The sequence below is a fragment of the Amycolatopsis sp. NPDC004079 genome (assembly GCF_040610415.1).
Lineage (GTDB): Bacteria > Actinomycetota > Actinomycetes > Mycobacteriales > Pseudonocardiaceae > Amycolatopsis > Amycolatopsis halotolerans.
This window is the reverse complement of record NZ_JBEXMH010000011.1, coordinates 1-20028: the sequence shown is the minus strand read 5'-3', so window position 1 is coordinate 20028 and position 20028 is coordinate 1. Positions and strand designations below refer to the sequence as shown.

Annotated in this window: 16 protein-coding genes; 12 read left to right on the top strand and 4 right to left on the bottom strand. The window is 69.2% G+C overall.

Annotation, left to right across the window (positions count from 1 at the left end):
• Nucleotides 1-38 precede the first annotated feature (38 nt).
• Nucleotides 39-455 carry a helix-turn-helix domain-containing protein gene (locus tag ABZX37_RS14270; RefSeq protein WP_354739445.1) on the top strand — a complete coding sequence of 139 codons (417 nt, stop codon included), beginning with the start codon at nt 39-41 and terminating at the stop codon, nt 453-455.
• 203 nt (nt 456-658) lie between these two features.
• Here ABZX37_RS14270 and ABZX37_RS14265 read toward each other — a convergent pair whose 3' ends face one another.
• Nucleotides 659-2392, bottom strand: a complete 1734-nt coding sequence (locus ABZX37_RS14265) for a serine/threonine-protein kinase (RefSeq protein ID WP_354739732.1) — start codon at nt 2390-2392, stop codon at nt 659-661.
• A 241-nt stretch (nt 2393-2633) separates the two neighbouring features.
• On the opposite strand from ABZX37_RS14265, the gene ABZX37_RS14260 reads away from it, so the two are divergent.
• The 5 genes from ABZX37_RS14260 to ABZX37_RS14240 all read left to right on the top strand — a co-directional run bounded on the left by ABZX37_RS14260 (nt 2634) and on the right by ABZX37_RS14240 (nt 9703).
• Nucleotides 2634-4499, top strand: coding sequence for a methylmalonyl-CoA mutase family protein (locus ABZX37_RS14260; RefSeq protein ID WP_354739443.1), 1866 nt, complete (start codon nt 2634-2636; stop codon nt 4497-4499).
• A gap of 61 nt (nt 4500-4560) precedes the next feature.
• Nucleotides 4561-6729 carry a methylmalonyl-CoA mutase gene (gene scpA, locus ABZX37_RS14255; RefSeq protein ID WP_354739441.1) on the top strand — a complete coding sequence of 723 codons (2169 nt, stop codon included), beginning with the start codon at nt 4561-4563 and terminating at the stop codon, nt 6727-6729.
• A gap of 3 nt (nt 6730-6732) precedes the next feature.
• Nucleotides 6733-7722, top strand: a complete 990-nt coding sequence (gene meaB / locus ABZX37_RS14250) for a methylmalonyl Co-A mutase-associated GTPase MeaB (RefSeq protein WP_354739439.1) — start codon at nt 6733-6735, stop codon at nt 7720-7722.
• Between the two features lie 189 nt (nt 7723-7911).
• Nucleotides 7912-8226, top strand: coding sequence for a hypothetical protein (locus ABZX37_RS14245; RefSeq protein ID WP_354739437.1), 315 nt, complete (start codon nt 7912-7914; stop codon nt 8224-8226).
• A gap of 190 nt (nt 8227-8416) precedes the next feature.
• Nucleotides 8417-9703: an amidohydrolase gene (locus ABZX37_RS14240; RefSeq protein ID WP_354739435.1), complete on the top strand. Its 1287-nt coding sequence runs from the start codon at nt 8417-8419 to the stop codon at nt 9701-9703.
• A gap of 625 nt (nt 9704-10328) precedes the next feature.
• On the opposite strand, the gene ABZX37_RS14235 is transcribed toward ABZX37_RS14240, so the two are convergent.
• Nucleotides 10329-10781 carry a gamma-glutamylcyclotransferase gene (locus tag ABZX37_RS14235; protein WP_344288881.1) on the bottom strand — a complete coding sequence of 151 codons (453 nt, stop codon included), beginning with the start codon at nt 10779-10781 and terminating at the stop codon, nt 10329-10331.
• Between the two features lie 132 nt (nt 10782-10913).
• On the opposite strand from ABZX37_RS14235, the gene ABZX37_RS14230 reads away from it, so the two are divergent.
• From ABZX37_RS14230 to ABZX37_RS14210, 5 genes are all read left to right on the top strand, one after another.
• Nucleotides 10914-12317, top strand: coding sequence for an NAD(P)H-quinone dehydrogenase (locus ABZX37_RS14230; protein ID WP_344288879.1), 1404 nt, complete (start codon nt 10914-10916; stop codon nt 12315-12317).
• A gap of 78 nt (nt 12318-12395) precedes the next feature.
• Nucleotides 12396-12848, top strand: a complete 453-nt coding sequence (locus ABZX37_RS14225; protein ID WP_354739433.1) for a hypothetical protein — start codon at nt 12396-12398, stop codon at nt 12846-12848.
• 198 nt (nt 12849-13046) lie between these two features.
• Complete coding sequence (locus ABZX37_RS14220) at nt 13047-13688, top strand: hypothetical protein (protein WP_354739431.1); 642 nt, start codon at nt 13047-13049, stop codon at nt 13686-13688.
• Nucleotides 13689-13747: 59 nt separating this feature from the next.
• Complete coding sequence (locus ABZX37_RS14215; RefSeq protein WP_354739429.1) at nt 13748-14332, top strand: class F sortase; 585 nt, start codon at nt 13748-13750, stop codon at nt 14330-14332.
• A 94-nt stretch (nt 14333-14426) separates the two neighbouring features.
• On the top strand, nt 14427-15224 hold the full coding sequence (locus ABZX37_RS14210) for a VOC family protein (RefSeq protein ID WP_354739427.1): 798 nt from the start codon (nt 14427-14429) through the stop codon (nt 15222-15224).
• A 371-nt stretch (nt 15225-15595) separates the two neighbouring features.
• Here the strand turns inward: ABZX37_RS14210 and glpK are convergent, their stop codons facing one another.
• Both glpK and ABZX37_RS14200 read right to left on the bottom strand, forming a co-directional pair.
• Entirely contained in the window at nt 15596-17104 is a 1509-nt protein-coding gene (gene glpK, locus ABZX37_RS14205; protein WP_354739425.1) for a glycerol kinase GlpK, read from the bottom strand.
• Between the two features lie 22 nt (nt 17105-17126).
• Complete coding sequence (locus tag ABZX37_RS14200) at nt 17127-17873, bottom strand: MIP/aquaporin family protein (RefSeq protein ID WP_354739731.1); 747 nt, start codon at nt 17871-17873, stop codon at nt 17127-17129.
• Between the two features lie 213 nt (nt 17874-18086).
• Here ABZX37_RS14200 and ABZX37_RS14195 point away from each other — a divergent pair, with 213 nt between their 5' ends.
• Complete coding sequence (locus tag ABZX37_RS14195; protein ID WP_354739423.1) at nt 18087-19856, top strand: glycerol-3-phosphate dehydrogenase/oxidase; 1770 nt, start codon at nt 18087-18089, stop codon at nt 19854-19856.
• Nucleotides 19857-20028: the final 172 nt, after the last annotated feature.

Sequence of the window (20028 nt, the reverse complement as noted above, 5' to 3'; positions counted from 1 at the left end):
CATACTGGTAGTGCGGTTGCACTCGGAAGGAGAGTGAGATGGCGTCAGCGCGACAGGTCAGCGGTCCGTGTCAGGCGTGGCCGGAGGACAGCGGCTTTATCCGGGAGGTGCTCGACCGGATCGGTGACAAGTGGACGGTGTTGACCATCAGCACTTTGAGTGGTGGTTCGCTGCGTTATTCCGATTTACAGGCGAGTGTGCCGGGGATTTCGCAGCGGATGTTGACTCAGACGCTGAAGCATCTTGAGCGGGACGGGTTGCTTACCCGGACTGCGCATGCCGAGGTTCCGCCGCGGGTGGAGTACGCGTTGACGGATTTGGGGCGGTCGTTGATCGACGCGGTGCGGGGGATGGTGGATTGGGCTGTTGCTCACCACGGGGAGGTTGCCGGTAATCGGGCTGTCAGTGCGGTTCGTGGGGTTGGGCGGGATGGGGCTTGGGTTCGGATGGGGTGATTTGGTTGTAACACCATGATGGATTAGTTGGGGAGGGGGTGCAAAAGGCACTTTTAAGTGCGTGTCGGCGGCTCGTCGCGTGGCGGCGAAATTGCGCACGTTGGTTGCGTGGGGTACCCCGAAGCTTGATCGTGCAGGAGAGCTTCGTATCGGGGTGCGGGGGAGGGGCTGGGTGCCTCGATTGTGGGTGCAGCGGTGCGGTTTTATGAAGTTGCTGGGAAAGACAAGGTTGGCGCGATTTGGTTAAAGGTCGCGGAGCCGGTGTCTTCTTGTTCCGCCGGGACTGTTAGCGATAGCAGCCACAGGGTGTTGTCCGCTTGTTTGATCAGTGCGTAGGTTGCGCGGGTGATCACTGCGTCCGGGTTGGCGGAGCGGCTTTGTGCTCGTTCTACTGCGCGGAACATGACTTCGACGCCGTTGTTCGTGTTGACTGGTTCTCGGGTGAAGTTGAATGAGTCTTGCGAACCTGAAGAGCGCAGTGCTGTCAGCGCGTCGCTGAGCGAATACTTCTCGTAGAAGTTCGGGATTCGTTCCAGGCGCAGGGATTGGCGGCCGTCCTGGGAAAGGTATTGGACTACCGTTGAGGCGCCAAAAGAGGATTTCCGGGAGGCGATGAAGCGTTTCCATCCCTCAGGCACTGAGACGGTGTATTCGCTGTCGCGCGAGACGTTCGCGGTTGCGCTGGCGTTCCCGTGTTGCGGGACCAGCTTCAGCGGCTCCGATGAGCCTGCGACGGTGCCCAGGGTGGCCAGCACTCCGGTTCCCGGGCCTTGTGGTGGCAGCAGGTTTTGACCGCTCACGACCCGCGCCAGGGCGAAACCGCCGCCGCAGGCCAGGGCGAACAGGACCATTGAGGCTACTGCCAGCATCGCCGTTGCTTTGCTGCTGCGGCGCGGGGGCGGGGGTGGCAGCGGAGCGGGCAACGGGGGCGGGGCGGGCAGCGGGGGCGCGGGGGTGAAGACGGGGGCGGAGCCGGTGTTTCCCGAGCGCATGAAGGGCAGCGGGCCCGGGTCTGCTGCCAGCGCGGCGGGTTGATCGGGGGTGTCGGGTTTCGGGGCGACCGTTTTGATGACCTGGGTGTCGGTGGCGTCCAGGTGGGCGGCCGTCTTTTTGCCGTCTGGGGTGCGGAACAGTTCTGGGCCGAACAGGTCGAGGGCGGCCTTGTTCTGCATGGGATAGAGGCGGTGGCGCACCTCGCGCAGCGAGATTCGCTTTTCCGGCTCCTTCTTCATCAACGCCGCGATGACGTCGGCCAGCGGGCCGGGTTTCGGGCGCGGGACTTTGCCGTTGACGACCTTGCCGACGGTTTCCAAGGGGTCGCCGTCCGCGTCGTAGGGGGGTGCGCCTTCGACGGCGGCGAAAAGCGTCGCGCCGAGGCCCCACAGGTCGGCGTTGGGGGTGACTGCGCCGCCGGAAGCGACTTCCGGCGAGATGTAGGCGGGCGAACCCAGCATGATTCCGGTTCGCGTCATGGTGGCTTCGGAGACGTTGCGGGCGATGCCGAAGTCGGTGAGCTTGATTCGGCCGTCGCTGGCGACGAGGACGTTGCCCGGCTTCACGTCACGGTGCGTGATGCCCGCGTCGTGGGCTGCTTCAAGGGCCGCCGCGACCGCGATGCCGACGGCTGCGGCCTGTTCGACAGTCAGGGGGCCGTGGTCGCGCAGCAGGTGGGCGAGGCTGCGCGACGGCAGCAGCTCCATCACGACGAAGGGGGCGTCGTTCTCGCGCGCGACGTCGTGCAGCGTGATGACGTTCGGATGCGACAGCACCGCGATCGCGCGGGCCTCGCGCAGCGTGCGCTCGCGGAGTTCGTCCGCCTGTTCGGCCGGGATGCCCGGCGGCACCTTCATCTCCTTGACCGCGACCGGGCGGTGCAGGAACTCGTCGTAGGCCGACCAGACCGTGCCCATCGAGCCCGACCCCAGAACCGACCGCAGCCGGTAGCGCCCGGCGACTACCCGCGGCTGGTCGCCGCCGGTCGACGGCCCGGCTTTCGCCGAGCCGGTGCTGTCGGTGTTGCCGGGCTGGTCCAGGTCGCTGTTCTCCGAGGGCACCCCATGATTGTGGCCCAAGGGGCCGACACTCTTCGACCCAGCACCGCTACCCCTGAGTTCACCCGTACGGGGGGCGAGCAGAGTCACAGGTGCGGGTGGTGGCCTGCCTCTACCATCACTGGGTATGACGAACGTGGCTGGTCCGGAGTCGGCGCCGACCTCCGAGCCCGGGCTCGCGCTCGCGGCGGAGTTCCCGACCGCGGACCGCGCCCAGTGGCAGGAGCTGGTGGCGGGAGTGCTGCGCAAGAGCGGCAGGCTCCCCGAGGATTTCGCGGGGGCGCCGGAGAGCAAGCTCGCCTCGCGCACCTACGACGGCATCGAGATCCAGCCGCTGTACACGTCTGACGACGCGGGCGGCGACCTCGGCTTCCCCGGTCTGCCGCCGTTCGTGCGCGGGGCTCGGCCGGAGGGTGTCGTCGACACCGGATGGGACATCCGGGTCCGTCACCAGCGGGAAGACATCCGCGCGGCGAACGCCGCGATCCTCGCCGACCTCGAAGGCGGCGCGTCCTCGGTGTGGCTGCGGCTCGGCGAGGGTTCGCTGCCGATTTCCGCGCTCGCGGACGCGCTGAACGAGGTTTACGTCGGCCTCGCGCCGGTCGTCCTCGACGCCGGTGCGGAGTACGAAACCGCAGCTCAGGAGCTTCTTGACCTCTTCGCCGAGCGCGAGGTCCCGGCCAGCGAAGCCGTCGGCACGCTCGGTGCGGACCCGCTCGGGACCACGGCGCGCACCGGGCGGGCGCTGCCGCTCGGCCCGGCCGCCGAATTGGCCGCGAAGGTTGCCCCTAAATACCCCAAGGTCCGCACGATCGTCGCCGACGGACTGCCGTTTCATGAGGCAGGCGGCTCCGATTCGCAGGAACTCGGCGCGACGATCGCGTCCGGCGTCGCTTATCTGCGGGCGCTCACCGAGGCCGGGCTGGACGTCGCCGCGGCGGCCGCGCAGCTCGAGTTCCGGTTCGCGGCGACTGCGGACCAGTTCCTCACCATCGCCAAGTTCCGCGCCGCGCGCCGGCTGTGGGACCGGGTCCTCGAGGTTTCCGGCGCGGCCGCGGACGCGCGCGGGATGCATCAGCACGCGGTCACGTCGCCGTCGATGTTCACCCAGCGTGACCCGTGGGTGAACATGCTGCGCACCACCGTCGCCTGCTTCGCGGCCGGGGTCGGCGGCGCGGACGCGGTCACCGTGCTGCCGTTCGACGCGGCGATCGGCCTGCCGGACGCGTTTTCCTCGCGGATCGCCCGCAACACCAACGCGATCCTCATCGAAGAGTCGAAGCTGGGCAGCGTGATCGACCCGGCAGGCGGCTCCTGGTACGTCGAGAAGCTCACCGACGAACTCGCCGAAGCCGCGTGGCGCGAGTTCACCGCGATCGAAGCGGCGGGCGGCATCGAAGCCGAGTTGGCGTCCGGTGCGCTGGCCGGGCGGCTGGCCGAGACCTGGGAGAAGCGCGCGAGCCGCCTGGCCACCCGGCGCGACCCGCTCACCGGCGTCAGCGAGTTCCCGAACCTGGAGGAGAAGCCGGTCACCCGCGACCCGCTTCCGTCCACTGTGGACGGCGGGCTGCCGCGGCACCGGTACGCCGAGGAGTACGAGAAGCTGCGCGACGCGGCCGACGCCTACCTCGCCGAGCACGGCGAGCGGCCGAAGGTTTTCCTGGCCACGCTGGGTCCGGTCGCCGCGCACACCGGCCGCGCGTCCTTCGCGACGAACCTGCTGCAGGCAGGCGGCATCGAGGCGGTGAACCCCGGCGCGACCGACGATCTGCCCGGCGCGTTCCGCGAGAGCGGCACGAAGGTCGCCTGCGTCTGCGGCACCGACGCGGCGTACGAAGAGCAGGCCGCGTCCGCTGCGGCCTCACTCGGCGCGAAGCAGGTTCTGTTGGCGGGCAAGGGCACCTACGACGGAATCAGCGGCAATCTGTACGCCGGGTGCGACGCGCTCGAAGTCCTGACCAGCCTCCACGCACAGCTGGGAGTCGCTCAATGAAAACCATCAGGAAGCGTGAGGCAGCAATGCGCTCCGGCGCGGGTCTAAAGACGGTGATTCGATGAGCATCCCCAACTTCGCCGACATCCCCCTCGGCACACCGGAACCAGGCGACCGCGCCGCGTGGGCACAGGCCGTACAGGAAGCCACCGGAAAGGGCCCCGACGCGCTGGCCTGGGAAACCCCCGAGGGCATCGGCGTGAAGCCGGTCTACACCGCCGCCGATCTGTCCGATGTGGACTTCCTCGGCACGTACCCGGGCATCGCGCCGTACCTGCGCGGGCCGTACCCGACGATGTACGTGAACCAGCCCTGGACGATCCGCCAGTACGCCGGGTTCTCCACCGCGCAGGAGTCGAACGCCTTCTACCGCCGCAACCTCGCGGCCGGGCAGAAGGGCCTGTCGGTCGCGTTCGACCTCGCGACCCACCGCGGCTACGACTCCGACCACCCGCGCGTGTCCGGCGACGTCGGCATGGCGGGCGTGGCGATCGACTCGATCTACGACATGCGCCAGCTCTTCGACGGCATCCCGCTGGACAAGATGTCCGTCTCGATGACGATGAACGGCGCGGTGCTGCCGGTGCTCGCGCTGTACGTGGTCGCGGCCGAGGAGCAGGGGGTGAAGCCGGAGCAGCTCGCGGGGACGATCCAGAACGACATCCTCAAGGAGTTCATGGTCCGCAACACCTACATCTACCCGCCGCAGCCGTCGATGCGGATCATCTCCGACATCTTCGGCTACACCTCGCAGCACATGCCGAAGTACAACTCGATCTCCATCTCCGGCTACCACATGCAGGAGGCCGGAGCGACCGCCGATCTGGAGCTGGCGTACACGCTCGCGGACGGTGTCGAGTACATCCGCGCGGGCGTCGAAGCCGGGCTGGACGTCGACAAGTTCGCGCCGCGGCTGTCGTTCTTCTGGGCCATCGGCATGAACTTCTTCATGGAGGTCGCGAAGCTGCGCGCGGCTCGGCTGCTGTGGGCGAAGCTGGTGAAGCAGTTCGACCCGAAGTCGCAGAAGTCGCTGTCGCTGCGTACGCACTCTCAGACGTCAGGCTGGTCTCTCACCGCGCAGGACGTCTTCAACAACGTCACGCGTACGTGCGTCGAAGCGATGGCTGCCACCCAGGGGCACACACAGTCGTTGCACACCAACGCTCTCGATGAAGCGCTGGCGCTGCCCACCGACTTCTCCGCGCGGATCGCGCGCAACACACAGCTGTTGCTGCAGCAGGAATCCGGCACCACGCGCGTCATCGACCCGTGGGGCGGCAGCGCGTTCGTCGAGAAGCTCACCTACGACCTCGCGCGCAAGGCGTGGGGTCACATCACCGAAGTCGAAGGCGCGGGCGGCATGGCGCGCGCGATCGACGAAGGCATCCCGAAGCTGCGCATCGAAGAGGCAGCCGCGCGTACGCAGGCGCGTATCGACTCGGGACGACAGCCGGTCATCGGCGTGAACAAGTACCAGGTCACCGACGACGAGCAGATCGACGTCCTGAAAGTCGACAACGCAGGCGTACGCGCACAGCAGCTCGAGAAGCTGCGTCGGCTGCGCGAAGAACGCGACCCGCAGGCCACCGAGGACGCTCTGCGCCGCCTCACCGAGGGCGCGCAGAACAACGGCAACCTGCTTGAACTGGCCATCAACGCCGCGCGCGCGAAGGCCACCGTCGGCGAGATCTCCGACGCGCTGGAGAAGAACTGGGGCCGCCACTCCGGCCAGATCCGCACGATCTCCGGCGTCTACCGGGAAGAGGTGGGGAAGTCGGACAACGTCGAGAAGGCCCGCGAGCTGGTCGACAAATTCGCTGAAGAGGAAGGCCGCCGCCCGCGCATCCTCGTCGCGAAGATGGGCCAGGACGGCCACGACCGCGGCCAGAAGGTGATCGCGACCGGCTTCGCCGACCTCGGCTTCGACGTCGACGTCGGCCCGCTGTTCTCCACCCCGGCCGAGGTCGCGCGCCAGGCGTCGGAAGCCGACGTGCACGTGATCGGCGTGTCCTCGCTGGCCGCCGGGCACCTCTCGCTGGTGCCCGCGCTGCGCCACGAGCTGGCCGAGCTGGGCCGCGAGGACATCATGGTCGTGGTCGGCGGCGTGATCCCGCCGCAGGACTACCCCGAGCTGCGCGAAGCGGGAGCGGCGGCGATCTTCGGCCCGGGCACGGTGCTCGCGGACGCCGCGATCGACCTGCTCCAGCAGCTGGCCGCGCAGGAGTCCTGAACCTTGCCGCGGCGGATCGACGTCGGCGAATACGCCAAGGGCGTGCTCGCGGGCGACCGGGGGACCCTGTCCAAGGCCATCACGCTGGTCGAATCGCACCGGGAGGACCACCGGCGCCAAGCTCAGGAGCTGCTCGTCGAGCTGCTCCCGCACGCCGGCGGGGCGAAACGCGTCGGTATCACCGGCGTGCCCGGAGTCGGCAAGTCGACATTTATCGACCAGCTCGGCACCGACCTCACCACGGCCGGGCACCGGGTCGCGGTGCTGGCCGTCGACCCGTCCTCGACCCGAACCGGCGGTTCGATCCTCGGCGACAAGACCCGGATGGCGCGGCTGGCGGTGGACCCGAAGGCGTTCATCCGCCCGTCGCCGACGTCCGGCACGCTCGGCGGGGTCGCCCGCGCGACCCGCGAGACGATAGTGCTGATGGAAGCGGCCGGCTTCGACGTCGTGCTGGTGGAGACGGTCGGGGTCGGGCAGTCCGAGGTGACCGTGGCGAACATGGTCGACTGTTTCCTCTTCCTGACGCTGGCGCGCACCGGCGACCAGTTGCAGGGCATCAAAAAGGGCGTGCTGGAACTCGCCGACGTCATCGCCGTGAACAAGGCCGACGGCCCGCACGAACGCGACGCCAAGCGCGCCGCGCGCGAACTGCAGGGCGCGCTGCGGATGATCTACGGCAAGGACGCGCTCTGGACGCCGCCGGTGCTCACGTGCAGCGGGCTCGAGGGCAGCGGCCTCGACGAGGTGTGGGCGGCGATCGGGAAACACCGCGAGGTGCTCACCGAATCGGGTGATCTTGGCGAGAGGCGCAAAAAGCAGCAGGTGGACTGGACCTGGTCGATGGTCCGCGAACAGCTGCTCGACCGGCTCACCGCGCATCCGGCGGTCCGTGCGCAGGTAGCCGACGTGGAACGAGCCGTGCGCGACGGAGAACTCACCGCGACGCTGGCCGCGCAGCGGATCTTGGCGGCGTTCGCCGGGCCGTCGTGAACCCCCCTTCTTGAACGTTGTCCAAGAAGAAAAAGCGCTCTGCGCACAAGTGTCTTTTGGCCGTCTCAGGGGCTTGTTGCGCCCGGCGGTCGTCAGCACGGGGCGAGCGGGCCCGGCTCCACCGCGTGGCGGCTGACGCGCCCGAGCTTCGGCGGGCACAATGCACGGTGACGGCGTAGAAGGGAAGTCATGGCGAAGGTGCGGGGACTGCTGCTGGCCGGTTTGCTCGGCGTGCTGCTCACCGGGGTGCTGCCGGTGGCGGCGTCCGCGGCGACCTCGGCTCCCGCCGCGGTCACCGTGGCGGCCGAGACGGCGATCACGCAGGTGAACGCGGTCCACCAGGCACCCCCCGGCCCGGTGCTGGACCCGACGCAGACCGACAAGGCCAACGCCGACAAGACGAAGAAGAACCTCGTCGCGGGCGGGGCCGCCGTGGTGCTGCTCGCCATCGTGTTCTTCGGCCGCCGCCACCGCATCAAGCGCCGCAAGGCCCAAGGCGGCTGAGCTTTCCGGCGTTCACCCACGCCGAACTTCATCAGCCGTTCGCCGCAGATCTTCTACCGGCCGTCTTGGCCGAAGCGCACCGCGCCGCCGCTTGCCACCTGCATGGTGCACGATCGACCGCAATGCGTAAGACAGATCGATCGGCACGTTGCGTGTTCCCCTGCGCTCGTGTTGCGGGAGGAGGTGCGGCGTGACGGTGCTGGACTCACGGCCGGACGTTCCAGGTGACCACAACCCGATCGCGGCGCCCGGCGCGCTGCTCACCGAAGCCGGCGTCAGCATGGCTCCGGTGGAAGACCTTGGTGCGGGCCGCGGCCCGTTCTGGCTGGACGACTGGCTGCGCGCGAACGCGACCGACGTGCTCGCGTGGCGGCGGCACATCCACGCCCACCCCGAGCTGTCGCGGAACGAGTACGCGACGACCGAGCTGATCGTGTCGCTGCTGCGCCGGGTCGGGCTGAAGCCGTGGGTGCTGCCCGGCGGCACCGGCGTGGTGTGCGACATCGGCAAGGGCGAGCGCTGCGTCGCGCTGCGCGCGGACATCGACGCGCTGCCGCTCACCGAGGACACCGGCCTGCCGTACTCCTCCACCACCGAGGGCGCGGCGCACATGTGCGGCCACGACGCGCACACCGCGATCCTGCTCGGCGCCGGTCGCGCCCTCGCCGGCGCGCCCGAGCTGCCCGGCCGCGTGCGGCTGATCTTCCAGCCCGCCGAGGAGGTCATGCCCGGCGGCGCGCTGGACATGATCGCCGCGGGAGCGCTGGAGGGCGTCGAGCGGATCTACGGCCTGCACTGCGACCCGCGGCTCGAAGCGGGCAAGGTCGGCACCCGGGTCGGCGCGCTGACGTCCGCCGCCGACCTCATCGAACTGCGTCTCACCTCGCCCGGCGGGCACACGTCGCGGCCGCACCTCACCGCGGACCTCGTGTACGCGCTGGGCACGGTCATCACGTCGCTGCCGTCGGTGCTGTCCCGCCGCGTCGACCCGCGGTCCGGCACGGTGCTGGTGTGGGGCGCGGTGCACGCCGGACAGGCCGCGAACGCGGTGCCGCAGGACGGCGTCCTGCGCGGCACGCTGCGGACCGCCGACCACGAGGTGTGGAAGGCACTGGAGCCGCTCGTCGCGTCGTCGGTGGAATCGCTGCTGGCCCCGACCGGTGTCGGCTTCTCGCTCGACTACCGCCGCGGCGTGCCGCCCGTGGTCTCCGACGCGGAGTCGACCGCGCTGATGCGCGCCGGCGTCGAGGCGGCGGTCGGCGAAGCGGGGCTCGCCGGGACGGAACAGTCGTCCGGCGGCGAGGACTTCGGCTGGTACCTGGAGCACGTCGGCGGGGCCTTCGCCCGGCTCGGCGTGTGGTCCGGCCCGCCCGCTCCGCAGGCCGACATCCACCGCCCGACGTTCGTCCTCGACGAGCGCGCGCTGCTCGTCGGAGTCCGCACTTTGGTGCACACCGCACTGGCCTCGCTGGCCTGAGTTATCCACAGGCTTAGCGCCGATGTGGATAACTTGGGTGGGTGAGAGGTACCCCTCGTGCGGGGGTGTCAGCGGGGAGTTACGCGCTGTGGTCTAGACCGCCGATGCCCTTGCCTAGCCCTGTTCACCGAGAGTCATTTCGGACTTTTGTGCGGCCTTGGCTGAGCAGTTGGCCGGTGACTGCCTCTGGCGGATTTCGCGTTGTGTGGCAACGGCTTTGGCGGAATCCGCGGCTGTGCGCGGTGATGTGCTGTCCTGAATTGTGCCGCCGATTTCGGTGACGCGCTGCGATTTTTCCTGCGCGCTGAGGTGCTCGATGCCCGTGTGGGTGAGCCTCTGCCGTGTGGTATTGGGCAGCTGTCCGGCCAGGTTGTGGATAGTCCGGAGACGCAGAGTTATCCACAGGGCCGCACCGCTGGGGACAACTTCCCGGCTCGCCTGGGGACGGCCTGGGCGGGCTGTGGATGGCTCGGAAAACGAGCCTCCCGGACCGCCGCCGCGAGGCCGGGCGCACTCCGGAGGAGCGGTTTGGTTCGCCTCTCGAACGGCTGAAAGTCCGTGAGGGGAACCCTGAGGGACTCAGAGTCCGTGAGGGTTCCCCTCACGGACAGTCAAGCGGAAAGCGTCAGCCGCTGATCCCGGTGCACGGCCGGGTGCGCAGATCGTCCACGTAGTCCACCGGGGCGCCGGCCGCCTCCGCGGCGTCCGCGAGCACCCCGAGATACCGCGCCGAGGGCAGCCCGCCCTCGTAGGCGTCCAGGACGTAGAGCCAGGCCAGCACCGACCCGTCCATGGTCTGCACGCGCAGCCGGATCTTCGTGTGCATCCCCAGCTCGCCGCCTTCCCAGCGGTCGAGGCGTTCCTCGTCGAGCCCGGTCACGTCGTAGATCACCACGAAGACCCGCGACGACGGGTCCTCGACGATGGTGGCCAGCGCGCCTTCCCACCCGATGTCCTCGCCGCCGAAGGTCAGCCGCCAGCCTTCCAGCCAGCCGGTGCCGGCCATCGGCGAATGCGGGGCGCGCTCCAGCATCTGGGCGGGCTCCATGTTGGATCCGTAAGCGGCATACAACGGCACGCGGCACAGCCTAGCGACCCTTCCTTCGCATATCCGGATGCACATGCCGTGTCCGGGCACTTCGCCTGCCGGTCAGGTTCGCCGCGTAGGGTCAGGACCACCGCCAAGCACGTGTGACATAGGAGGACCCAGGTGACCAGGATCGTGATCATGGGTGGCGGCCCGGCGGGCTACGAAGCCGCCTTGGTCGCGGCGCAGCACGGCGCCGACGTGACGATCGTCGAGCGGGACGGCCTGGGCGGCGCCTGTGTCCTCTACGACTGCGTGCCCTCGAAGACGTTCATCGCCTCGTCCGGCGCGCTCGCGAAGATGCACGACCTCGGCGAGCTGGGCATCAACACCGACCTCGCGGACACCACCGTCGACCTGCCGACGGTGCACGGCCGGGTGAAGGGCCTCGCGCTCGCGCAGTCGGCCGACATCCGCGCTCGCGTGCAGCGTGAGGGCGTGCGCGTGATCACCGCCGAGGCCCGCTTCGCCGACGACGAGCCGGGTCTGGCCACCCACACGGTGGAGATCACGCACGCCGACGGGAAGGTGGAATCCCTGTCCGCCGACGTCGTCCTGATCGCCACCGGCGCGACCCCGCGCGTGCTGCCCGGCGCGGTGCCGGACGGCGAGCGGATCCTGGACTGGCGTCAGCTGTACGACCTGACTGAGCTGCCCGAGCACCTCGCGGTGATCGGATCCGGTGTCACCGGGGCCGAGTTCGCCTCCGCGTACACCGAGATGGGCGTGAAGGTCACCGTCGTGTCCAGCCGCGACCGCGTGCTGCCGCACGAGGACGCCGACGCCGCCGCGGTGCTCGAAGAGGTCTTCACGCAGCGCGGCACCACAGTGGCCAAGCAGGCCCGTGCGGAACGCGTCGAGCGCACCGAGAAGGGCGTCGAAGTTCACCTGGCCGACGGTCGCGTGATCGAGGCAAGCCACGCGCTGATGACCGTCGGGTCCGTCCCGAACACCGCCGACATCGGCCTCGACCGCGTCGGCATCGAACCCGGCCCCGGCGGCTTCATCGCGGTGGACCGGGTGTCGCGCACGAGCGTCCCCGGCGTCTACGCGGCGGGCGACTGCACCGGCGTGCTGATGCTCGCGTCCGTGGCGAGCATGCAGGGCCGCATCGCGATGTGGCACGCGCTGGGCGAGGGCGTCGCGCCGATCAAGCTCAAGACCGTCGCGGCGAACGTCTTCACCCACCCGGAGATCGCGACCGTCGGCATCAGTCAGCAGGCGATCGACTCCGGCGAGGTTCCCGCGCGCACGATCATGCTGCCGCTGGCCACCAACGCGCGCGCGAAGATGGAAGGCCTGCGCCGCGGTTTCGTGAAGCTGTTCTGCCGCCCCGCCACCGGCGTGGTGGTCGGCGGCGTGGTGGTCGCGCCGTCGGCGAGCGAGCTGATCCTGCCGATCGCGCTGGCCGTGCAGAACCAGCTGACGGTGGACCACCTCGCGCTGACGTTCTCGGTGTACCCGTCGCTGTCCGGCTCGATCACCGAAGCGGGCCGTCAGCTCATGCGGCACGACGATCTGGACTGATTTTTCTCCTCAGGGCAACCCCGTGCCGCACACCGCGTCTTGCGGGGTGAAGACGTGTGGCACGGGGAAGGAACGAGGGTGCGCAAGAGCGCGATTTTCGCGGTGGCGGCGGCGATCGGACTGGCGGGGACAGCGGTCCCGGCGGTAGCGGCGGACGGGCCGGCCCCGGATCCGGTGACCGTGCAGCTGAACCAGGACACCGCGGTGCGGCACGGCCAGATGAACGCCTACCAGCGCGGCTCGGACCCGAACCTGGCGCTCGCCTACTGCCCGGGCGCCAAGGCCGGTGCGGCGACGTTCAGCTCGCCCGCGCTCGCGTTCTCTCAGTACTACTACGGCGAGATGGTCGGCGTGAAGGCCACGATGAGCGCACGCGCGAACCTGGTGCCTGGCACCAAACCCGGCAGCTACCCGCTCACCGTCACGTGCGACGGGAAGCAGTACAACGCGACCTTCACCGTGCCCGCCGCGCAGGTGTCCCGGGTGCCCCAGGGCGCGGCGAAAGCGGGCGACGGAAGCCTCGCCGGCTAATCGTCCATACTTGCCGAAAACCGCCGGAAAATTGTTTCCGGCGGTTTTTTCGTTCCCGGGGCAACCCCGCGGCGGGTGGAGACGTCTTGGTTGTTGTCGGAACGAAAACGCCCGGGCCGCAGGGGGAACTGCCGGCAGGGCGCGGATTCGCCGCTGTCGTATGCGGCGGGAATCGCATTTTTCATCAAGGGGAGTGTCATGAAGCGTACCGTTGTTTTCTCCACCCTGGTCGCCGCCGGAATGCTTTCGGCCGCACCGGCTTTCGCCGCCGAAGCGCCTACTGCGCCGCCCGCGACGAGCACCGCCGCCGCTCCGTCTTCCTCTCCTGCCGCTGAGGAGCCGACGGACGACAACGCGGGTGTCCCGAAGGCGTTCATCCGCGTGCTGCCTTCTTCGGGCCACGCCGGGGACCGCGTCACGGTGCGCATCGGCTGCGAGGCCTCGGAAATCAAGAACCTGAACTCGGCGGCGCTGCAGTTCGGCAAGCTGCACCCGGTCGGCCCGCAGAACGACCCGTCGAAGGCTCCGATCTCGCAGGGCACCGCGACCGTCCGCACCGGCGTGAAGCCCGGCGTGTACAAGGTGGCGTTCTCCTGCGGCAGCGCGGACCTCACCACGAAGTTCACCGTGCTGGGCGCGAAGCCCGCGCCGAAGCCGACGCCCACCCCCGCGCCCAAGCAGGTCAGCAAGGTCCCGTCGGGCGCTCCGCAGACCGGCGGCACCGACGGTCCGGTTGCGGACAGCTCCAGCCTCGGCCTGCCGATCGCGGCTGGCGCGATGGGCGTGCTCGCACTCGGCGGCACCGGGCTCGTGGCGGCGCGTCGTCGCCGGCGTGGCTGACTAGTCTCCTGGGCCTGGCTGCGTTCTCGCGGCCAGGCCTTGGCCGGATCGGGGGAATGATGATCAGGAAGACAATCGCCGCGTCGGCCGTCGCGCTCGCCGCGCTGGTGTCCGGATGCTCAGTCGGCTCGACGACCGCGGCGCCCGCTTCCAGCGTTCCGTCCGCCTCGTCGGCCGCGATGCCGAAATCGGAGCCGGTGTCGCTGGACATCCCGAGCATCGACGCGCATTCCAGCCTGGTGCCGCTCGGCCTCAATCCCGACAATTCGGTGCAGGTCCCGCCGGTCAGCACGCCGTTGCAGGCAGGCTGGTACGAAAACGGCCCGACGCCCGGCGAGGTCGGTCCCGCGGTCGTGCTCGGACACGTGGACGGAAACAAGCACAAAGGGATCTTCTACCGGCTCAAGGAAATGAAGCCGGGAGACGACGTCGACATCGCCCGTCGCGACGGCTCCACCGCGCACTTCGAGGTGACCAAAGTGGACCAGGTGCCCAAAGACGTCTTCCCGAGCGACGCGGTCTACGGGGACACTTCGGACCCGCAGCTGCGCTTGATCACCTGTGGCGGCGCGTTCGACCGGGCCGAGCACAGCTATGTGGACAACATCATCGTGTACGCCCACCTGGTGAACGGCTCGCACTGATCGGGCGATTGCGCGGGCATTGAACAAGACGCCCCCGATTTTGTCGGTCCCCGGTGCGACACTGTGGCGGTTGGCACAAGTCTGGGAGGCACGCATGATGACCAGGACAGAACCGTGGCCCGCGGGCACACCGTGCTGGGGCGACCTGATGGTGCCGGACCGCGACAAGGCGGTCACGTTTTACGAGGGTTTGCTGGGCTGGACAGTCGAATCCGGCGGTCCGGAGACCGGTTTTTACGGAATGGCGCAGATAGCCGGAAAACCGGTGGCGGGCATCGGCCAGATCCCGCCGGAGCAGGCCGGGATGCCGCCGATGTGGACGACATACCTGTCAGTGTCCGATGTAGACAAAACGGTGGCCGCGATCGCCGAAGCGGGCGGACAGGTCATCGCCCCGCCGATGGACGTCCTGGCCGAGGGCAGGATGGCCATCGCGACCGACCCGACCGGCGCGACGTTCGGCCTGTGGCAGCCCGGTCGGCATTCGGGAACGCAAGCTGCTTTGACTCCGGGCGCACCCGCGTGGAACGAATGCATGACGCGGGATTTCGCTGCGGCTAAGCAGTTTTATGGCGATGTGTTCGGGTACGGGTTCGGGGATATGTCCGGGCCGGGGTTCACTTATGCGACGTTGGACGTGGACGGTCGTCCTGTTGGCGGCCTTGGCGAGCTGTCTGCGGATAGCCCCGCGCAGCCTGGGTGGATGACGTACTTCTGGACCGCGGACGCGGACGCGTCGGCGGCACGGGTTGCCGAGCTGGGCGGGACTGTGGTGAACCCGCCGGTGGATACGCCGCACGGTCGGCTGGTGGTCGCGGTGGATGACCAGGGGGCGGGCTTTTCGTTGATGGCGCCCAACGCTCAGTCCGGGACGCAGGACGGGTGGGGGTGAGGTTGGGGAGGGGTTGAACCTGGTCCGTGCCCGTGCCCGTGCCCGTGCCCGTGCCCGTGCCCGTGCCCGTGCCGTGCCGTGCCGTGCCGTGCCGTGCCGTGCCGTGCCGTGCCGTGCGGGCCGAGTCGGTACCGGTGGAGCCGTGCTGGGCCGTGCCGTGCTGGGCCGGGCCGTGCTGGGCCGGGCTGGGGCGGACCGGGCCGAGTCGGTACCGGTCGGGCCGAGTCGGGTCGAGCTGTACCGGTACCGGGTTGAGCCGAGCCGGTACCGGGTCGAGCTGTGTGAGAAGCCCGTGAGCGGAACCCTGGGGGAATCTGCTTCCCCCAGGGTTCCCCGCACGGACCTTCAACCAGCCAAGCTCACCGGAAGGATCAGTCCTCCACCCAGTCGAACGTCTTCGTGACCGCCTTCTTCCAGTTCCGGTATTCCTTCTCCCGCCGGGACTCGTCCATCGACGGGTCCCACTGCTTGTCCTTCGCCCAGTTGGTCCGGATGTCGTCCTCCGACTCCCAGAACCCCACCGCGAGCCCGGCCGCGTAGGCCGCTCCCAAAGCGGTCGTCTCGTTCACCACCGGGCGGATCACCGGTACCCCGAGGATGTCGGCCTGGAACTGCATCAGCAGCTCGTTCACGACCATTCCGCCGTCGACCTTCAGCGACTTCAGCGGGACACCCGAGTCGGCGTTCATCGCGTCGATCACCTCGCGCGACTGGAACGCCGTCGCCTCCAGCACCGCCCGCGAGATGTGGCCCTTGTTCACGAACCGGGTCAGGCCGACGATCGCGCCGCGGGCGTCCGAGCGCCAGTACGGGGCGAACAGGCCCGAGAACGCCGGGACGAAATACGCGCCGCCGTTGTCGTCGACCGTTCGGGCGAATTCCTCGATCTGGCTCGCCGACGAAATCAACCCCAGGTTGTCCCGCAGCCACTGCACGAGCGAACCGGTGACCGCGACCGAACCCTCCAGCGCGTACACCGTGTCGTTCGAGCCGATTTTGTAGCAGACCGTCGTCAGCAGGCCGTTCTCCGACAGCACCTTCTCCGTGCCGGTGTTCAGCAGGACGAAGTTGCCGGTGCCGTAAGTGTTCTTGGCCTCGCCCGGCGAAAGGCACGCCTGGCCGAACGTCGCCGCCTGCTGGTCGCCCAGGATGCCCGCGATCGGCACCTCGGCGAGGGCTCCGCGCGGGCGGACCTTGCCGTACACCTCCGACGACGACCGGATCTCCGGCAGCATCGACAGCGGAATCCCCATCTCCGCCGCGATGTCCTCGTCCCACTTCAGGGTGTCGAGGTCCATCAGCAGCGTGCGCGACGCGTTCGTCGGGTCGGTCACGTGCACGCCGCCGTCGGTGCCGCCGGTCATGTTCCACAGCACCCAGGTGTCCATGTTCCCGAACACCAGGTCGCCCGCCTCGGCCCTGGCCCGCGCGCCCTCGACGTTGTCCAGGATCCACTTGATCTTCGGACCGGAGAAATACGTCGCGAGCGGGAGGCCGGTCTTCGAGCGGTAGCGCTCCTGGCCGCCGCCGAGCGCGCCCAGCTCGCCGGCGATCTTGTCGGTGCGGGTGTCCTGCCAGACAATCGCGTTGTACACCGGCTTCCCGGTGTTGCGGTCCCACACGACGGCCGTCTCGCGCTGGTTCGTGATGCCCACCGCGGCGATGTCGGTCGGCCGCAGGTCGGCCTTGGCGAGCGCGCCCGCCGCGACCGCGCGGGTGTTTTCCCAGATCTCCTCGGCGTTGTGCTCGACCCAGCCCGCCTTCGGGAAGATCTGCTCGTGCTCGCGCTGGTCGACCGCGACGACACGGCCGGAGTGGTCGAAGATCATGCAACGCGTCGACGTGGTTCCCTGGTCGATCGCGGCCACGTACGAAGTCATGGATTTCCTCCAGGAAAGGGGATCAGGTCAAGTTGTGGACGGCGAGCCACACCACCGCGGCCAGCGCCGCGCCGACGAGCGGCCCGACGACCGGCACCCACGAGTAGCCCCAGTCGGGGTCGCGCTTGCCCTTGATCGGCAGCAGGAACGCGTACGCGAGCCGCGGGCCGAGGTCGCGGGCGGGGTTGATGGCGTAGCCGGTCGGCCCGCCGAGCGAGATGCCGATCACCAGCACGACGAACGACACCCCGGCGTAGCCGAGCGCCGAGTTGCCGAAGTCCGGCCCGGACGCGGCGGTCTTGAAGACCGGGGTGAACAGGATCCAGCCGACCAGCACGAAGGTGCCGATGATCTCGGTCACCAGGTTCCACGCCTTGTTCCGGATCTGCGGGGCGGTGGAGAAGATGCCGAGCGTTTCCTCGGGGTTCGGGTGGTCGTCGAACTGGAGCTTGTACGTCAGCCAGCACAGCACGGCGCCGAGAATCGCGCCGAGCATTTCCCCGATCAGGTAATACGGCACGACGGTCCACGAGACTTTGCCCGAAATGGCGAGCCCCAGCGTGACCGCGGGGTTGAGGTGGGCGCCGGTCGGCGCGGCGATGCTGGCCCCCGCGAACACCGCGAAACCCCACCCGAAAGTGATGAACAGCGTTCCGGCTTGGAAGCCGTTGTTCTTGCGCAGCACGACGTTGGCCACGACGCCGTTGCCCAGCAAGATAAGCACTGCTGTGCCCAGCAGTTCCCAGACGATGATCGCGCCCGGACTCAGACTTACGCTCACGCTCTCCGCACCTCCACACTGGACAGTCTGTGCAGGGCCGAACACGTCCGGCCACCGCTCCGTCGCCGACCCCAGTCCGCGGCACGTTACCGCCGCGTACGCGCGCAATCCATAAGCCGGGCGAAGCAATGTGACCATGATCGTCATGGGTTCCGCCACACGTGTCACCTCGGGGTCAGCAGACGATCACGCAGGCGTGCGATGCTGGGGAAGGTGGAGCACGAGGAGGAACGAGTGGTGACGAATCCGCGCAGCGGCAGCGACCCGGCCCAGCTGGGTCCGGCGGGCCGGGAGGAATCCTGGCGGCGCTTCGGCGACGAGACCTTCGACCTGGTCGTGATCGGCGGCGGGGTCGTCGGCGCGGGCACGGCGCTCGACGCGGCGACCCGCGGCCTGCGGGTGGCTCTCGTCGAGGCCCGCGACCTGGCGTCCGGCACGTCGAGCCGGTCCAGCAAGCTTTTCCACGGCGGCCTGCGGTATCTCGAGCAGCTCGAGTTCGGCCTGGTGCGCGAAGCGCTGCACGAGCGCGAGCTGATGCTGACGAAGATCGCGCCGCACCTGGTGAAGCCGGTGAGCTTCCTGTACCCGCTGACGCACCGGATCTGGGAGCGCCCGTACACCGCCGCCGGCTTGCTGATGTACGACACGATGGGCGGCGCCCGGTCGGTGCCGGGCCAGAAACATCTCACCCGCGCGGGTGCCCTCCGAATGGTCCCCGCGCTCAAGCGGTCCGCGCTGATCGGCGGCATCCGGTATTACGACGCGCAGTCGGACGACGCGCGGCACACGATGACCGTCGCGCGCACCGCCGCGCATTACGGCGCGGTGGTCCGGACCTCCACCCAGGTCGTCGGCTTCCTGCGCGAGGCGGACCGGATTTCCGGCGTGCGCGTGCGCGACGTCGAGGACGGCCGCGAGACCGAGATCCACGCCGGCGCGGTGGTCAACTGCACCGGCGTGTGGACCGACGAACTGCAGCGGCTGTCCGGCGGCCGCGGCCGGTTCCGCGTGCGCGCGAGCAAGGGCGTGCACATCGTGGTTCCGCGCGACCGGATCGTGTCGGAGTCGGGGATGATCCTGCGCACCGAGAAGTCGGTGCTGTTCGTGATCCCGTGGCGCAACCACTGGATCGTCGGCACCACCGACACGGACTGGAACCTCGACCTCGCCCACCCGGCGGCCACCAAGCACGACATCGACTACCTGCTCGAACACGTGAACTCGGTGCTCGCGACGCCGCTCACGCACGACGACATCGAAGGCGTGTACGCAGGTCTGCGCCCGCTGCTGGCCGGAGAGAGCGAAGAGACGTCGAAGCTGTCGCGCGAACACGCGGTCGCGCGCGTCGCGCCGGGTCTGGTCGCGATCGCGGGCGGCAAGTACACGACGTACCGGGTGATGGCGGCCGACGCCGTCGACGCCGCGGTGGTCGACCTGCCGGGCCGCCCGCCGTCGTCCATCACCGACAAGGTCCCGCTGATCGGCGCGGACGGCTACCACGCGCTGGTCAACCAGGCCGACCACCTCGCCGCGGAGCACGGGCTGCACCCGTACCGCGTGCGGCACCTGCTCGACCGCTACGGCTCGCTGGTGCACGAGGTGCTGGCGCTCGCGGCGGACCGGCCGGAGCTGCTCAAGCCGATCGAGTCCGCGCCGGATTACCTCGGCGTGGAGGTCGTGTACGCGGCCAGCCACGAGGGCGCGCTGCACCTGGAGGACGTCCTCGCGCGGCGCACGCGGATCTCGATCGAGTACGCCCACCGCGGCGTCGACTGCGCCGAGCAGGTCGCCCAGCTGGTGGGTGGCGTGCTGGGCTGGTCGGAGGACGAGACGAAGCGCGAGGTAGAGGTCTACCGGGCGCGGGTCGAGGCGGAGCGGGATTCGCAGCTGCAGCCGACGGACGAGTCCGCGGACGCGTTGCGGGCGGCGGCTCCGGAGGCTCGGGCTGGGTTGATCGAGCCGGTTAGCTGAGGTTTCCTCGTGAGTGGCGATGCCGGTTCTCGCCGGCATCGCCACTCGTGAGGTCGTGGTGCTCTGCGGGTTCGGGTTGCGCGCGGTCTGGCGCGCCCCAATGTGGCATTGGGTGCGTCCCACGCACCGAACGCCACATTGGGTGCATCCCACGCACCCAATGCCACATTGG

What these genes read in the sequence shown, in the direction of transcription:
- ABZX37_RS14270 (WP_354739445.1), top strand. Translation starts at nt 39, where the DNA reads ATGGCGTCAGCGCGACAGGTCAGCGGTCCGTGTCAGGCGTGGCCGGAG.
- ABZX37_RS14260 (WP_354739443.1), top strand. Translation starts at nt 2,634, where the DNA reads ATGACGAACGTGGCTGGTCCGGAGTCGGCGCCGACCTCCGAGCCCGGG.
- scpA (WP_354739441.1), top strand. Translation starts at nt 4,561, where the DNA reads ATGAGCATCCCCAACTTCGCCGACATCCCCCTCGGCACACCGGAACCA.
- ABZX37_RS14245 (WP_354739437.1), top strand. Translation starts at nt 7,912, where the DNA reads ATGGCGAAGGTGCGGGGACTGCTGCTGGCCGGTTTGCTCGGCGTGCTG.
- ABZX37_RS14220 (WP_354739431.1), top strand. Translation starts at nt 13,047, where the DNA reads ATGAAGCGTACCGTTGTTTTCTCCACCCTGGTCGCCGCCGGAATGCTT.
- ABZX37_RS14215 (WP_354739429.1), top strand. Translation starts at nt 13,748, where the DNA reads ATGATCAGGAAGACAATCGCCGCGTCGGCCGTCGCGCTCGCCGCGCTG.
- ABZX37_RS14210 (WP_354739427.1), top strand. Translation starts at nt 14,427, where the DNA reads ATGATGACCAGGACAGAACCGTGGCCCGCGGGCACACCGTGCTGGGGC.
- glpK (WP_354739425.1), bottom strand. Translation starts at nt 17,104, where the DNA reads ATGACTTCGTACGTGGCCGCGATCGACCAGGGAACCACGTCGACGCGT.
- ABZX37_RS14195 (WP_354739423.1), top strand. Translation starts at nt 18,087, where the DNA reads ATGCTGGGGAAGGTGGAGCACGAGGAGGAACGAGTGGTGACGAATCCG.